Annotated in this window: 10 protein-coding genes and 1 tRNA gene; 7 read left to right on the forward strand and 4 right to left on the reverse strand. The window is 66.0% G+C overall.

Annotated features, from left to right (window positions below; genetic code table 11):
- Nucleotides 1–6 precede the first annotated feature (6 nt).
- A complete protein-coding gene (locus ABU113_RS00620; RefSeq protein WP_454557530.1) occupies nucleotides 7–2,001 on the reverse strand; it encodes a lytic transglycosylase domain-containing protein in 1,995 nt (664 codons plus the stop codon).
- Nucleotides 1,998–2,846, reverse strand: a complete 849-nt coding sequence (locus tag ABU113_RS00625; protein WP_454557531.1) for a uracil-DNA glycosylase — start codon at nucleotides 2,844–2,846, stop codon at nucleotides 1,998–2,000. The genes ABU113_RS00620 and ABU113_RS00625 overlap by 4 nt, the downstream gene beginning before the upstream one ends.
- Before the next feature lie 114 nt (nucleotides 2,847–2,960).
- On the opposite strand from ABU113_RS00625, the gene ABU113_RS00630 reads away from it, so the two are divergent.
- The 5 genes from ABU113_RS00630 (at nucleotide 2,961) to ABU113_RS00650 (ending at nucleotide 11,531) form a co-directional block, all read left to right on the forward strand.
- A complete protein-coding gene (locus ABU113_RS00630; RefSeq protein ID WP_454557532.1) occupies nucleotides 2,961–4,619 on the forward strand; it encodes an electron transfer flavoprotein-ubiquinone oxidoreductase in 1,659 nt (552 codons plus the stop codon).
- Nucleotides 4,620–4,682: 63 nt separating this feature from the next.
- On the forward strand, nucleotides 4,683–6,341 hold the full coding sequence (locus ABU113_RS00635; RefSeq protein ID WP_454557533.1) for a tetratricopeptide repeat protein: 1,659 nt from the start codon (nucleotides 4,683–4,685) through the stop codon (nucleotides 6,339–6,341).
- 12 nt (nucleotides 6,342–6,353) lie between these two features.
- A complete protein-coding gene (locus tag ABU113_RS00640; protein WP_454557534.1) occupies nucleotides 6,354–7,259 on the forward strand; it encodes a 4-(cytidine 5'-diphospho)-2-C-methyl-D-erythritol kinase in 906 nt (301 codons plus the stop codon).
- A 152-nt stretch (nucleotides 7,260–7,411) separates the two neighbouring features.
- A complete protein-coding gene (locus ABU113_RS00645) occupies nucleotides 7,412–10,147 on the forward strand; it encodes an SLBB domain-containing protein (protein WP_454557535.1) in 2,736 nt (911 codons plus the stop codon).
- A 64-nt stretch (nucleotides 10,148–10,211) separates the two neighbouring features.
- On the forward strand, nucleotides 10,212–11,531 hold the full coding sequence (locus tag ABU113_RS00650) for a nucleotide sugar dehydrogenase (protein WP_454557536.1): 1,320 nt from the start codon (nucleotides 10,212–10,214) through the stop codon (nucleotides 11,529–11,531).
- A gap of 24 nt (nucleotides 11,532–11,555) precedes the next feature.
- Here the strand turns inward: ABU113_RS00650 and ABU113_RS00655 are convergent, their stop codons facing one another.
- Nucleotides 11,556–12,260, reverse strand: coding sequence for a YdcF family protein (locus tag ABU113_RS00655; RefSeq protein ID WP_454557537.1), 705 nt, complete (start codon nucleotides 12,258–12,260; stop codon nucleotides 11,556–11,558).
- A gap of 131 nt (nucleotides 12,261–12,391) precedes the next feature.
- Nucleotides 12,392–13,396 (reverse strand): GDP-mannose 4,6-dehydratase, encoded by a 1,005-nt coding sequence (locus ABU113_RS00660; protein ID WP_454557538.1) that lies wholly within the window; start codon nucleotides 13,394–13,396, stop codon nucleotides 12,392–12,394.
- A gap of 146 nt (nucleotides 13,397–13,542) precedes the next feature.
- On the opposite strand from ABU113_RS00660, the gene ABU113_RS00665 reads away from it, so the two are divergent.
- Nucleotides 13,543–14,601 carry a hypothetical protein gene (locus tag ABU113_RS00665; RefSeq protein ID WP_454557539.1) on the forward strand — a complete coding sequence of 353 codons (1,059 nt, stop codon included), beginning with the start codon at nucleotides 13,543–13,545 and terminating at the stop codon, nucleotides 14,599–14,601.
- A 176-nt stretch (nucleotides 14,602–14,777) separates the two neighbouring features.
- Nucleotides 14,778–14,852: transfer RNA gene (locus tag ABU113_RS00670), tRNA-Gln, on the forward strand.
- Nucleotides 14,853–14,932 lie beyond the last annotated feature (80 nt).

The following is a 14,932-nucleotide window of genomic DNA, read 5'->3' on the forward strand; positions in this document are numbered from 1 at the left end:
GGTTCCTCAGCGAGCGCCGTCAGGCGCGGGATCAAGCGGCCCGCCGCGTACCGGCAGCGGCTCGGGCGGCAGGCCGATGCCGATGGGATCGGCGCCGACGGCCGGCATCACGTCCGGATCGTTGGTGGCGGGCAGGGGGCCATGGATGGCAGCGGGGCCGCTCGTACCGGGGAACATCGGCCAGGCGCCGGCGGCGATGGCGTCCAGACTCAGCGTCGGTTCACGGTTGCGCATCTGGTACATCCAGTAATTGCGCATCACTTTCTCCACATAGTCCCGGGTTTCGGCAAACGGGATGGATTCGATGAACAGCAGGGGATCATCCTTGTAGTCGACTGTCCAGCGCTGCACGGCGCCGGGGCCGGCATTGTAACTGGCGATGACTTTGGGCAGCGCGCCGGCAGTGGCCGGGTAATCACGCAATTTCTCCAGATAGGTTTGCCCTAGTTCGAGATTGAATACGGGATCGGTGAGAGAACCAGTCACGCCCTTGAGGTGATCGGCCTTCATGACAACCTGCGCCGTACCGGGCATCAGCTGCATGACGCCACGGGCGCCGGCGCGGGAGACGGCGTTGGTCTGGAAGCGCGATTCCTGCAAGGCGAAGGCATATACGAGCGAGCGATCAACCCGCCAGCCGCCATAGGGCACCCAGTCCGGCGAGGGGTAGCGCACCGAAATCGGCGGACTGTGGCCGGCGGGCGGTCGCGCGGACAGCCAGTTCTGGGTCGCCGGCAGCCCGAGCGCGGCCGCCAGGCGGACCAGCGCGTCGAAGTTGGCGTTGTCGGTCTGGCCCCACAGGTTCTTCAGCTCGCGGTCGGCGAGGCCGAGCTGGCCGATCCGCACCAGGGCGACGGCCCGCTGGACGGCGGGAATGGCGGCGAGCTGGTTCCAGTCGGCGTTGATGAAGCTGGGCGGTCCCCAGTTGAAGCTGGGGGTGAAACCCAGCAGCCGCAGCGCCACCAGGCCGTAGAAGGTTTCGTTGCCTTGCTGGGCGGCCCGGCGCAGCAGCGGCGACACCTTGTCCGGTCGGCCACAGGCAAAATGGGCACGGGCCGCCCATACCAGGCCCGTGGTGCGGATGTCGCTGCGTACGTCGGGCTTGGCGTTCATGGCATCGAAGTGCCGGCTGGCCCGCTCGCACTCCCCCAGTCGCCAGGCAGCGAGCCCCGCCACCCACTGGGCGTCGGCGGCCTCTGAAGTCGCGGAAGCGCCGCCCAGCGTGCCCATGCGGATGGCGGCGATGTCGTCTCCGGCGAGATAGTAGCGCCAGGCGATGCGCGCCGCCCACTCCGCCCGGGCGGCAACCGGCATGTCGCCATCACCCTCAAGCTTGCGCCAGGCCTCCTCTGCCTCGTCGAGCTTCTCCGCGGTCAGCAGCGGGCGCACCCGGTCGGCCAGCCGCTGGGCAAGCCGGCGATTGGCGGCCGTCAGCTCGCGGCTGGCGGAGACCGGGCGGGGCGACGGTGTGACCACGGGGGGGACCTGGCGGTCAGGAAGCGGCGGCAGCGCGGCTGATGTCGGCATGATCCCGCGCGCCATCGCATGCAGCGCGGGCGCCTGGGGCAGGTCGGCATGGTTCGCCAGCCAGGCCCGCAGACTCTCGAAACTGCGGTCATGGCCGGCCAGCAACGCCTCGCCGCGGATATGGCCGAGCAGCAGCGGATTGGCGGTCCGGGCGGCGGTCGCCAGCGCCTCGGGCCATCTTCCGGCAGCACCCTGCTCGAACGCCTCGACGTAGAGCTTCTGATCCTCGGGCGCCAGAATCTGCGGGATGCTGGCGGGAATAGTCGCCGGTTCCGGTGCCCGGGCGCCGGTTTTGCCGCTCTGCCTGGCCGGGGCCTTGCGGGCCTGGGATTTCTTGCCGGCCGCCTTCTTCGTGCTCTTCTTGGCCGACTTGGCGGCACTCGGCTTGGCGGCGTCCGCCGGGGACGGATGTACCCAGGCGACAGTCGCGGCGGCCAGCAGGCCGATCAGGCGGGGCCAGCGTCGGATCGTCACGCGTCGGCCTCGATCCGTCGGGCGAAGGCCAGCAGATCTCGCCAGACGTAGGCCTTGTTCGCCGGCTGGCGCAGGAGATTGGCCGGGTGAAAGGTCGCAATGACCGGAATATCGAGGTTGCCAGCGTGCAGGCTGTGCCACTGGCCACGCAACCGGGTGATGCCGGTTTCGGTCTCCAGCAGTGCCTTGGCCGAGACGCCGCCGAGGCTGAGAATTGCCCTGGGGCGCACCAGCTCGATGTGGCGGCGCACGAACGGCTGCACCAGGGCGATCTCCTGGGTCGTGGGAGTTCGGTTGCCGGGCGGGCGCCAGAAAAAGACGTTGGTGATGTAGGTGTTCGTCCGGTCGCGGTCGATGCTGGCGAGCATACGGTCGAGCAACTTGCCGGCCTGGCCGACGAACGGCCGGCCGGTGCGGTCTTCCTCCGCTCCGGGCGCCTCGCCGATCAGCATCACCCGCGATTCGGGGTTGCCGTCGGCGATCACGGTCCTTTTGGCGTGCTCCTTGATGGGGCAGCCCTCGAACGCCTCGATGGCCTGACGCAGCTCGTCGAGCGTCTGCGCCTGGCGCGCGAGCGTTTCAGCCGCCGATGCCACGACCGGCGCCACCGCGGAAACGGCGGGCCTTGTCGCGGCTGGCACGGAGGCGACGGGTGATACACGCTCCGGAGTGAACTCCGGCGCGACCTGCGAGGTTACGGCGTTCCGGGGTGCGGGCGCGCGTGATGCCGCGGGTGTCAGCCAGGAAACAGGCTCTTCCCGCACCAGACTGGTGCAGCCAGCGTCAACCAGCCAACGCAACATTGCCGCCGCGGCATGCGCGTCGTCCACGTGAACTTGGGTCATATCCGCATCTGGCTGGGCAATCGGCCTCTGGTCAACCGCTTTCGTCGCACGTATGTGTGCGTTCATCTAAAGGTGAGGAGCGGAAGTTCCCGCGCATTCGGGAGTGAGAGGATTATGACGCAGCGCGAAGCCATGCCCTATGACGTGGTGATTGTTGGCGGTGGGCCGGCGGGCCTCTCGGCGGCCATTCGTCTCAAACAGCTGGCGCAGGAACAGGGGCACGAGGTGTCCGTCTGCGTGCTGGAGAAGGGGTCGGAGATCGGCGCCCACATCCTGTCGGGCGCGGTGGTCGATCCGATCGCGCTCAACGAGCTGATTCCCGACTGGAAGGACAAGGGCGCGCCGCTCAACGTGCCGGTGACGGACAACCATCACTGGATCCTGACCGAGACCGGCAAGATCGACTTCCCGCACTGGCTGCTGCCGCCGCTGATGTCGAACGACGGTTGCTACACGCTGAGCCTTGGCAACCTGTGCCGCTGGCTGGCCCAGCAGGCCGAGGCGCTGGGCGTCGAGATCTTCCCCGGCTTCGCCGGCGCCGAGGTGCTCTACAACGAGGACGGCTCGGTGAAGGGCGTCGCCACCGGCGACATGGGCATCGCCCGCGACGGCAGCCACAAGGCGAGCTACCAGCCGGGCCTGGAGATCCACGCCAAATACACCTTCTTCGCCGAGGGCGTGCGTGGCCACCTGTCGAAGCAGGTGATCGAGCGCTTCAACCTGCGCGGCGGCGTGCAGCCGCAGACCTACGGCATCGGCATCAAGGAGCTGTGGGACATCGATCCCGCCAAGCACAAGCAGGGCATGGTGATTCACTCCCAGGGCTGGCCGCTGACCGATACCGTGGGTGGCGGCTTCATCTACCACCAGGAAAACAACCAGGTGGCGATCGGCTTCGTGGTCGCGCTCGATTACGCCAACCCCTTCATGTCGCCGTTCGAGGAGATGCAGCGTTTCAAGACCCATCCGGCGGTACGTGAAATGCTGGAAGGCGGCCGGCGTGTCGCGTATGGCGCGCGGGCCATCAACGAGGGCGGCTTCCAGGCGATTCCGAAGCTGACCTTCCCGGGGGGCGTGCTGATCGGCTGCTCGGCCGGTTTCGTCAACGTGCCGCGCATCAAGGGCAGTCACAATGCCATGAAGTCCGGCATGCTGGCGGCGGAAGCGGCGTTCGCCCGTATCAAGGCGGGCGCGAGCGGCGCGGACGAGCTCACCGCATACCCCGACGCGTTCAAGGCCTCCTGGGTGTGGAAGGATCTGCACAAGGTGCGCAACGCCCGCCCGGCGCTGTCGAAGTTCGGCATCCCGCTGGGTACGCTGTACACCGGTCTCGACCTGTGGTTGCATGATCTGGGTCTGGGTTTCCTGATTCCCTGGACGTTCGGCCACCACCCGGACCACAAGGCGCTCAAGCGCAAGGATCAGGTGCAGCCGATCGTCTATCCCAAGCCGGACGGCAAGATCAGCTTCGATCGCCTGACGTCAGTGTTCCTCTCCAACACCAACCATGAGGAAGATCAGCCGATCCACCTGACGCTGAAGGACCCGCATGTGCCGATCAGCACGAATCTGGCACTCTACGACGCACCGGAGCAGCGTTATTGTCCGGCGGGCGTCTATGAGATCGTCCGGGCCGAGGGCGAGGAGCCGCGGTTGCAGATCAACGCGCAGAATTGCGTTCACTGCAAGACCTGTGACATCAAGGATCCGACCCAGAACATCAACTGGGTGGCACCTGAAGGTGGCGGGGGTCCGAACTATCCCAACATGTGAGGTTCCGTGTCCGCGGCCAGGTCGACATACACCATCGGAATTTTTGCCGTCGCTGCCGGGCTGATGCTGGCCGTGACACCGGCGCGCGCGGCGCTCGCGGCGCCGAAAGCCGACGATGGATATCGCGATTATGTGCTGGGCCGTCACGCCTGGTCGACCGATCGCATCCAGGATGCCGCGCGCTACTTTGCCCGGGTGCGGTCGATCGAGCGGGATGATCCGATCCTGCTGCGACGGACCTTCGAGCTTGCGCTGGCGGCGGGGAATGTCCCGCTGACGCTGGAGACCGCGCGCGAGGTGCTGAAGGTCGATCCGCAAAACTCGACCGCCGTGCTTGTGCTCATCGCCGATGATTTCCGCCAGGGCAATCATGCCGCGGCCGAGCGACGGCTGGACGGACTTGCCGCCGGCGGCATCGAGGCGGTGATGGCACCGATTCTGCGCGCCTGGATCGCCTATGGTCGTGGTCAGGGGGCGGCGGCGTTGCAGGCCATCAACCTGGAAGGCACCGATGGCTTCATTCGCGGTTACCGCCTCGAACATCAGGCTTATCTGCGCCTGATGACTGGCGATGCCGCTGGCGCCAGCGCCGCGTTCGCCGAGCTGCTGGCGACCGGTCAGGGGGGAGGGCGCTTGCGCTGGGCCGCCGCCGCCGCCGCGCAGGCCAGCGGCGACGATGCTCAGGCGCGCCGTCTGTTGATGGACAGCGAGACCGGAGCGCGTGACCCGCTGCCGCAACTGGCCTACCCAAGGCGTCAGCTGGAACGTGCCGGGAAGATCGCGTCGCCCGTGCGGACGCCTGCGGATGGCGCGGCCGAACTGTTCTTCCGGGCGGCCCTCGATCTTTCACGGGAAGAGCCGACGCCGTTGTCGCTGGTGTTTGCCCGGGTCGCCGCCGTCAGTCGGCCGGACTTTGCCGAAGCGCATCTGCTGACAGCGGAAATTCTCAGGCAAACCAACGAGTTTCCCGCGGCTCTTGATGCGCTGAAGAAGGTGGGCGCGGGGGATGCGCTGGCATTGCAGGCGGGCATTGAACGTGCCGGCGTGCTGGAGTCCATGGGGCAGGTCGAGGCTGCCCTGACTCTGCTCAGGGAACTTATCGAGACCAGTCCCGCGCTGGTGGCGCCACGCTTGGCGTATGCCGATATCCTGCGACGGCAGGAGCGTTATGTCGAGGCGGCCGAGGGCTATGGCCTGGTCATCGACCGGATCACCAGCCCTGCCGCCACGGACTGGGCGCTATACTACATGCGCGGTGTCTGTCATGAGCGTGCCCGCCAGTGGGCGCTTGCCGAGGCCGATCTGCGGCGGGCGTTGCAGTTGCGGCCGGATGATCCTAATGTATTGAATTATCTGGGTTACTCTCTTCTGGAGCAGGGGCGTGATCTCGCCGAGGCACAGGCGCTGATCGAACGGGCGGTGGAAAAACGCCCGGGCGACGGTTTCATTATCGATTCGCTGGGGTGGGTCCACTACACCGCCGGACGCTATCAGGAAGCGGTTGAGCAGCTGGAAGCCGCCGTCGCCGATCAGCCGGGCGACCCCACCATCAACGAGCATCTGGGGGACGCCTACTGGCGGGTCGGCCGTCAGATCGAGGCCCGGTTCCGCTGGCGTGCCGCGCTTGACTGCGAACCCGATCCCGACCAGGCGCGTCGCCTGAAGGACCGGATCGAGTGGGGGCTGGACCTGGCCCTGTCGACGGCGCGCAACGGCCGCTGACGCCGGGCCGCCATGACCGTCGCCGCGCCCGCGCCCATCGTGGAAACCGCCCGCGCCAAGCTCAATCTCATGCTGCATGTGGTGGGTCGGCGGGCCGATGGCTATCATCTGCTTGAATCGCTGTTCGCGTTCACGCGGTTCGGGGATGTCCTGACCATTGAGGCCGCCGACAGCCTGTCGCTCACCATCCAGGGGCCGTTCGCGCCAACACTGGCGACGTCGGCTGACGATAACCTTGTCGTGCGGGCGGCGCGTCGTCTGGCGGAGGCGGCGGGACTTCCCGCGGCGGGCGCGGCGATCCGGCTGGAGAAGCGCATTCCGGTGGCGGCTGGACTGGGCGGCGGATCCGCCGACGCGGCGGCGACCCTGCGTGGATTGAACCGGCTGTGGGGGCTTGGCTGGTCGCCGGAACGCCTCGCGGCGCTGGCGGCGGCATTGGGCGCGGACGTTCCGGCATGTGTGCACAGCCGGCCGATGTGGGGCACGGGCGTCGGTGACATCCTGCGTCCGGCACGGCTGGCCTGGTCATCACTGCCGGTGCTGCTGGCCAATCCGCGATGGCCGCTGGCCACGCCCAGCGTCTTCAAGGCCTTCCGGGAGGCGGCGCTGCCCTTCTCCGCGCCATTGGCCGGGGCGGAGGCGGCGGTGACCGTCGCGGCGCTGGCCGGGTGGCGTAATGATCTGGAAGCGGCGGCGAGCCTGTGCGCGCCGGAGGTGATGGCGCTGGGCCGCGCGCTGGCGCACCAGCCGGGCGTCAGGCTGGCACGGATGGCGGGTTCCGGCCCCAGCTGGTTCGCCGTGTTTGAGAGCGGCGATGACATGGCGCGGGCATGCGATGCCCTGGGTGCCACCCACCCCGGGTGGTGGTTGCAGCCCAGCGAGATCAAGGGTTGTGCCTCGACCGGCGTCGAGGAATGAGCGCTGGCGGCGCCGGGCTCGCTTGACGCTGATTTTTCCGCTCTCTATCAGCCATGGTCGGCAGTAGCATCGCAGGGGGACACCAGGTGGCCGTCGGGAAGTACAGTCAGCGTGGGTCGCTGGTGAAGGCTGGCGTGGTTGTTCTCCGGCATATGCGGGAGTACCTTGGCGCCATGGCGCTGGCGACGATCGCGTTGGCGACGCCCGCAGGTGCACAGCAGATCGACCCGGCGGTTCTGCAGCGGTTGCAGGGGCAGCTGGGTGCCAGCACGCAGCCGCTGCAACCCCAGATGTCACCCCTCGATCAGGCCCGGCAGCGGGACGTGGGCGCCAATACCACGGCGGTCCTCGCCGATGATGGCGGCCCGACCCCGGCCGAGCGCACGCTGCGGGACATGGAAGCGCAGAAGAAGATCGTCGAGGCCTACGAGCCCTCGGCGGTGGAGAAATATTTTCAGTCCCGTGCCGCCGAAGTGAGCCTGCGTCAGTTCGGCTATGATCTGTTTTCGACGGTGACAGCCACGGATGGCGCGTTGGTGGGGCGGGTCGGTGACGACTATGTGGTCGGCGTCGGTGACGAGCTGGTAGTGAGTTTCCAGGGCAGCACGTCGCGCAGTCTGACCGTACGCGTTGATCGTGAAGGACGCCTGATCGTCGATCAGTTGCCGCCAATCCCTGCCGCCGGCCGGCGTCTGGGCGAGGTCCGTCGCAGCCTTGAGGACGCGACCCGGCGGACCCTGCTTGGCACCGACGTCTATCTGTCGGTTGGCTCCGTGCGGGCGATCTCCGTGGTGGTCGGCGGGGAGGTGGAAAAGCCGGGTCAGTACACCCTGACGTCGCTGGCGGATGTGATGACGGCGCTGGGGCGCGCGGGAGGGGTGAAGCCCAGCGGGTCGCTGCGGCAGGTGAGGGTCAGCCGCGGCGGCGCCATGCTGACCGTCGATCTCTACGGGTTGCTGGGCATTGGCGGCGTGCCGACCGTTCGCTTGCAGGACGGTGACCGGATCATCGTGCCTGCGGTCGGGCGTACCATGGCGATTGTGGGCGCCGTCGCGCGGCCGGCAATCTTCGAGTTGCCCGCGGGCAGCGCGGCGCCAACCCTTGCCCAGGCGCTGGCGATGGCAGGCGGCACGCTGCGCCCCAGCGGCAATGATTTTACCGTGCAGCGGATCGATGGTGACGGCCGGGAACACGCCCTGCAGCTGAAGGGCATGTCCAGCGCGCTGCAGGCCGGCGACATCCTGATCGTGGCTCCCCGCGAACGCGGTGTGAGCGGCCGGATGTTCCTTGACGGGTTCGTCGACAGCCCCGGGCCGCGAGCATTGGCGGCGGCGCCTTCGGTCAAGGTTCTGCTGGGGTCGCCGCAGAACATGAAGTTCGGCAGCTATCTGCCGATGGCGGTGTTGATCCGTCGCGACGAGGTGACAAACGCGCAGGTTTACACCGGCCTCAACCTGTTCGACATTTTTCACAATGACCAGGATGTGCCATTGCGCAGCGAGGACCGGCTGATCGTTCTGGGCGCGCCGCATATCGCCTTCCTGCAAAGCGTGGATGTACGCAAGATCGTCCTCGGCCAGCCTAACCCCAAACCTCAGTGCCGGTCGCTGCTGGCGCTGGAGGCGTTGGTGCAGGACAGTCAGTCCGACCGTTTCAGCGCGGCGGTGCGCGGTTCCTTCCTCATGGACAGTGGCGATTCAGTGCAGGTGAGCGGCGCCGCCGTCACTCAGCGCGGGCAGGCGATCATTGGTGCGGACCCGAACCAGATGGCCGCCAGGAGCGGCACCATCGAGGGCGTTGCAGCGACGATCGCGACGCCGCTGGATGTCGAGGACGTGTGCCCCGAGCTGTTCGAGAAGGAAACCGGTGTCCTGCCTTTCCTGCTGGAAAATCTGGTGGTGGCCGGCGGCAACGTGCGGCGCCCGGGTGTCTATCCCCTGTGGGGGGTGATCCCGGCGGCGACGTTGGCGCGGGTGGCCGAAGGTCTGACCGGGCGTGCCGACCGGATCTCGATCGATCTCACCAATGCCGACCCCTATGGTCGCTCGACGCGCCAGACATCGATCGAGGGGACGCTCGACACCCTCATGGCGGTCCAGGTGGCATCCGGCGACGATGTGCGCTTCAACAGCGTGCAGCCGCAGTTCGAGGCCGGTGCGGTGCTGCTCTCGGGTGAGTTCGCCCGGCCGGGGCTCTATACCATCCGCAAGGGCGAGAAGCTGTCGGAACTGATGGCTCGGGCCGGTGGCCTGAGCGAACATGCCTATCCCTACGGGGCGGTTTTCACCCGGCGAAGTGTCAAGCTGGCCCAGCAGGAGGGCTTCCGGCGCACGGCCCGTGAACTTAACGCGGCGCTGCTGTCGATGTCGGCGCGCAAGAACGTGACGGGCGATTCGCTGGCCGCGGCCACGCAACTGGCGCAAAGCTTCGCCTCGGTGGACGCACCGGGCCGGATGGTGGTGGAAGCCGACCCCAGGGTGCTGGCGTTGAAGCCCGACGTCGATACCGTGCTGGATGCCGGCGATGCCATCTTCATGCCCAAGCGGCCGAACTTCGTGCTGTCGCTGGGCGATGTCCTCAATCCCGGTGCGCTGCAGTTCGAGGCGGGCAAGGGGGTCGACGACTATCTGCGCGAGGCCGGCGGTATCCAGCGTACGGCTGACGAAGACCGGGTATTTCTTGTCTATCCCAACGGCGTGGCCAAGCCGATCAAGGTCTCGGGCTGGTTGCGGCGTGGCAATATCGTGGTGCCCCCGGGCAGCACCATTGTCGTGCCGAAGGACGTCGATCCGCTCTACACCCTTGATGTCGTTAAGGATGTAGCGACAATTGTGGGGCAATTTGCCACCTCGATCGCGGCGATTGCTGTCATTGCCAGCAACAATTGACGCGTAACAGGACGAGAATCGATGGCATTTCGTGTGCCGTGGTTCGGAAGAGGGGAAAGAAGTTATGACCGCCCAGCTTGGCGCTAAGACGCGCGTTGCCGTCATTGGTCTCGGATATGTCGGGCTGCCGCTGGCGGTGGCCCTGGCGCGCCACTTCGATACCATCGGCCTCGACATCAATCAGGGTCGCATCGAGGAACTGCGTCGCGGCTTCGATCGCACCGACGAGGTACCCGAAGATGTCATGAAGGCCAGCGCGCTCAAGCTGACCAGCGCCGTCGAGGACTGCCGGGGCGCCGAGTACTTCATTGTCACCGTGCCGACGCCCGTCGACGCCGACAACATGCCTGACCTCAAGCCGGTGATTTCCGCCTGCCGCAGCGTCGGTTCGGTCCTTGAGGCCGGTAGCCGTGCTGTCGTCGTGTTCGAGAGCACGGTCTATCCGGGCGTCACCGAGGATATCTGCGGCCCCGAGCTGGAGCGGGTCTCCGGCCTCAAGCGCGGCGTGGATTTCTTCCTGGGCTACAGCCCCGAGCGGATCAATCCCGGCGACCGGGAGCACACCGTCGACCGCATCACCAAGGTCATTTCGGGCGAGAACCCCGACGTGCTGGAGCAGCTGGCCGAGCTTTATGGTCGCGTCACCACCGGCGGCGTGTTCCGGGCCAAGAACATCAAGGCGGCGGAAGCGGCCAAGGTGATCGAGAACGCCCAGCGGGATATCAACATCGCCTTCATCAACGAAGTGGCGATGATTTTCCAGCGCATGGGCCTGTCAGCCTACGACGTGCTGGAAGCCGCGGGCACCAAGTGGAACTTCCTCAAGTTCTCGCCGGGCCTGGTTGGTGGTCACTGCATCGGCGTCGATCCCTATTACCTCTCGTTCCGCGCCCAGCAGCTGGGCCATGACCCCGAGGTCATCCTGGCCGGTCGGCGCATCAATGATGGCATGGGGCGCTACGTCGCCGACAGCGTCAGCGAGGGCCTGGCGAAAGGCTCGCGCATCCTGGTGCTGGGCCTGACCTTCAAGGAGAACGTGCCTGATCTGCGCAACTCCAAGGTGGTCGATGTGATCCGCCGGCTGGAGGAAAACGGCCATGTCGTGCGCGTGCATGACCCGCTGGCGGACCAGCACGAGGCGGAAGAGGAATACGGCCTGAACCTGCTGCGCCGCAAGGCCGATATCCGCCTGGATGATCTGGCGCGTGCAGCCGAGAAGGAGCCCTTCGACGCCGTTGTCGCCGCCGTGCCGCACAAGGTCTATGCCGACATGACCGCGAGCCAGGTGGCGGCTCTGGTACGACCGGGTGGCCTGGTTGCCGACATCAAGGGCATGTGGCGCGATCTCGATCTGGGCGACGGCTATCGCCGCTGGCAGCTGTAGGGGATATTGCTGTCGGTTGGGCCGTCAGCCGGCTGACGGCCACAGGCGCAGCGTCTTGCCCGTCAGGCGGTAGACGACGAGGCCCAGCCATTCGTGCGCGGCGCTGTCGACCAGCGCCAGGTTGCGGCCGGGATTGAATGAAAGCATGCGCTTGCCGTCCGTGTCCGGTCGGGTGCGATAGTCGACGGGCAGGGGAATGACGGGCGTGCCGATCGCCTCGAAACACAGCACCGCCCGTGGCAGATGGTAAGCCGATGTCACCAGCAACGGCCGTGTCCTGCCGTCGGCACGCAGGCGACGACTGACCATCAGAGCGTTTTCAAACGTGTTCCGGCTGTCGCTGACCAGAACCAGCTGATGGTCGGGGACGCCCATGGCGAGAGCGGTGTGGCGCATGATGTCGATGTCCCGCACGCCATCCTGGTTTTGGAGGCCGCCTACGAGATAGAGGCGCGCGCCCGGCAGTCGGCGCGCCAGTGCAATGCCGGTGAGCATGCGTTCGGCTCCATCGCGGTATTCGCCTGCCAGTCCGGCCGGCATCGCCAGTTGTTCGGCGCCTGAAAGGACGACGATTGCCGTTGCGTCCGACACATTGTCCGGTGCCGTGAAGCGTGTCTCCAGCGGCCGCATGAACCAGTCGCCGGTCGGCGCGACGGCGATTGCCAGCCAGAGCAGGGCGTCGACGAGGAGGATGCGCTTTGCCCAGCCCGCCTTGCGGGTCAGCAGCAAGGCGGTGCCAAGGAGCGCCAGCCAGATGGCGATCGCTCCCGGTGTCAGAAACGCCCACAGCAGATAGTTGAGAGTCATGGGGAGCGCCCTCCCTCACTACGCCTGCCGATGCTCTCGCCGGAGAGCGGTCGTCAGCGGCTTATGCCATGATAGTCCAGGAACCAGTCGACGAACTTGGGGACGCCGACATCGATGGGCGTGGTGGGCATGTAGCCGAGATCCCCCTGGATGGCGGAGATATCGGCGTAGGTTTCCTTCACATCGCCAGGCTGCATCGGGTGCATTTCACGAATTGCCTTGCGGCCCAGCGCGCCTTCCAGCACCTCGATCATGCGCAGCAGCGGCTCCGAACGGTGATTGCCGATGTTGTAGAGGCGGTGCGGGGTGATGGAGCCGCCAGCCTTGGGCTGGCCATCGTCGGGCGGCGGATTGTCAAGGCACGCGACGATGCCGCTGACGATGTCGTCGACAAAAGTGAAGTCGCGGAACATGTCGCCGTGGTTGAATACCTTGATCGGCTCGCCCTTCAGGATGGCATCGGTGAACAGCCAGAGCGCCATGTCGGGCCGGCCCCACGGTCCATAGACGGTGAAAAAGCGCAGGCCGGTCTGCGGCACCCGGTACAAATGACTGTAAACCTCGCTCATTAGTTCGTCGGATTTCTTCGTTGCGGCGTACAGCGAAACCGGATGATCGACCCGGTCCTCGACAGCGAAGGGCAGCTTGGTATTGCTGCCGTATACCGATGAGGAAGATGCGTAGACGAGATGCTTGAGCTTGTCGTTGTGCCGGCAGAATTCGAGAATGTTCAGATGGCCGATCAGATTGGATGAAACATACGCATGCGGGTTGGTCAGCGAATAACGCACACCGGCCTGAGCACCGAGGTGGATGACACGGTCAATATTGTGATGCTGCAGGGCGTTTGAAAGAGCGGCGGTGTCAGCGAAGTCAACCTTGCAGAACTGGAACCCGTTGTGGCGCGATAGCAGCTGATCAAGCCGAGATTTCTTCAGTTCGACACTGTAATAATCGTTGAGATTATCGATGCCCAGTACTTGCTCACCACGGGCAAGAAGCCGAAGCGACACATGGTAGCCGATAAATCCTGCCGCACCCGTAACGAGGATCGTCATATTCTTGCCTGACATCTGAGAGAGGGTTAGTGGAGTGGTCGGTATTGGTTTGAGCACATTGTACGTGCCGATCTGTTAATCGAGCGTGACGCCGGACGCAACGACGGCATGCTGGCGATCCGCCGGACGGGCGGCCATCGCCAGGGATGGCGCGGGAGAGCGCGGGAGGGATGCAAGTGCAGCTGCTGATAATCGTGGCTGGCGCCGTCTTGTTTTCGCTGCTGGTTGGAGTCCTTGCCCAGCCGATCGGCAGGCTGCTGGGTCTGCTGGACTATCCGGACCCCCATGGCGGGCGCAAACGTCATGACAGGATCACGCCGCTGGTTGGCGGCTCGGCGGTGATGGTTCCCGCCCTGGTGACCATCGCCTGGCTGGCCTGGTCGATGGCCGGGGTGCCGGGCGGCGCCGCAACCGATATCGGTTGGCTGGGCCTGGCGGCCGGGAGTGTCTACCTGCTGGGCGTCACCGATGATCGTTTTAATCTGTCCGCGATGCCGCGCCTGCTGGTGACCGTCAGCGTCTTTGCGCTCATCATGATGGTGCGGTCGGAATTCGCGATCGGCCATCTGCGCTTCAGCGCATTCCCGTTTCCTGTCGCGCTGGGCGACTTCGGTCCCCTGTTCACGCTGCTGTGCCTGGTCGGGCTGCTCAACGCCGTCAACATGGCCGATGGCAAGAATGGCCTGGTGATCGGCCTCGCGCTGATCTGGACGGCATGCATCGGCGCCTATGCCGGGCCCGATGTCCAGTATGTGCTGGCGGCTCTGGGTGCCGCGCTTGCAGTGGCCCTGGTCTTCAACATGTATGGTCGCTTTTTCCTGGGAGATGGTGGCAGCTATGGCTTGTCGGCGTTGCTGGGCTTGCTGGCGATCTACGTCTACAACGACCCGACCGCGGGCCTGTCCGCGGGCCGCATCGCCGTCTGGTTTGCCATACCGGTGCTGGATTGCGTGCGGTTGATGCTGATGCGCGCCAGCAAGGGGCGCTCGCCCTTCAGTGGTGACCGGGAGCATTTGCATCATCTGCTTGGCAAGCTGCTGGGCTGGCCACGCGGTTTGCTGGCATACTGGCTGATGGTGGGGCTGCCCTGCCTGGCGACGTTCCTGTTTCCCGGCAACAGCCTGGGCATTCTGCTCATCGAGGTGCTGGGCTATGCCACGTTCATCGCCGTGGTGTATCGCCGACAGGTGACGGCCCGGGCCTAGGTGTTTGCCAGCCGTTGGCAGGCAGGCCATTGGCGGGCGGGCCTGGAATCCGGGCCGGTGGGTTGGGCAGGGGGGCTGGCGGCGTCTGCGTGACACGTTTGCCGCACTGTTTTTGAGGAGCGCGGGAAAGGACTTTTCTCGACGAAACTTGCCGCTATAGTGCGCGCCCATCCTGCTGGGGCGTAGCCAAGCGGTAAGGCAGCGGTTTTTGGTACCGCCATTCCCAGGTTCGAATCCTGGCGCCCCAGCCATTCGCCGGCATCCGTACGACCTGCCACCTCGCCGCCCTTGCCGGCGTTTCTCGTTCATGGCCGTCCGCCCTTGTTGTCAC

This window comes from Parapedomonas caeni, assembly GCF_041060555.1.
Taxonomy (GTDB): Bacteria; Pseudomonadota; Alphaproteobacteria; order Sphingomonadales; family Sphingomonadaceae; genus CAUJIW01.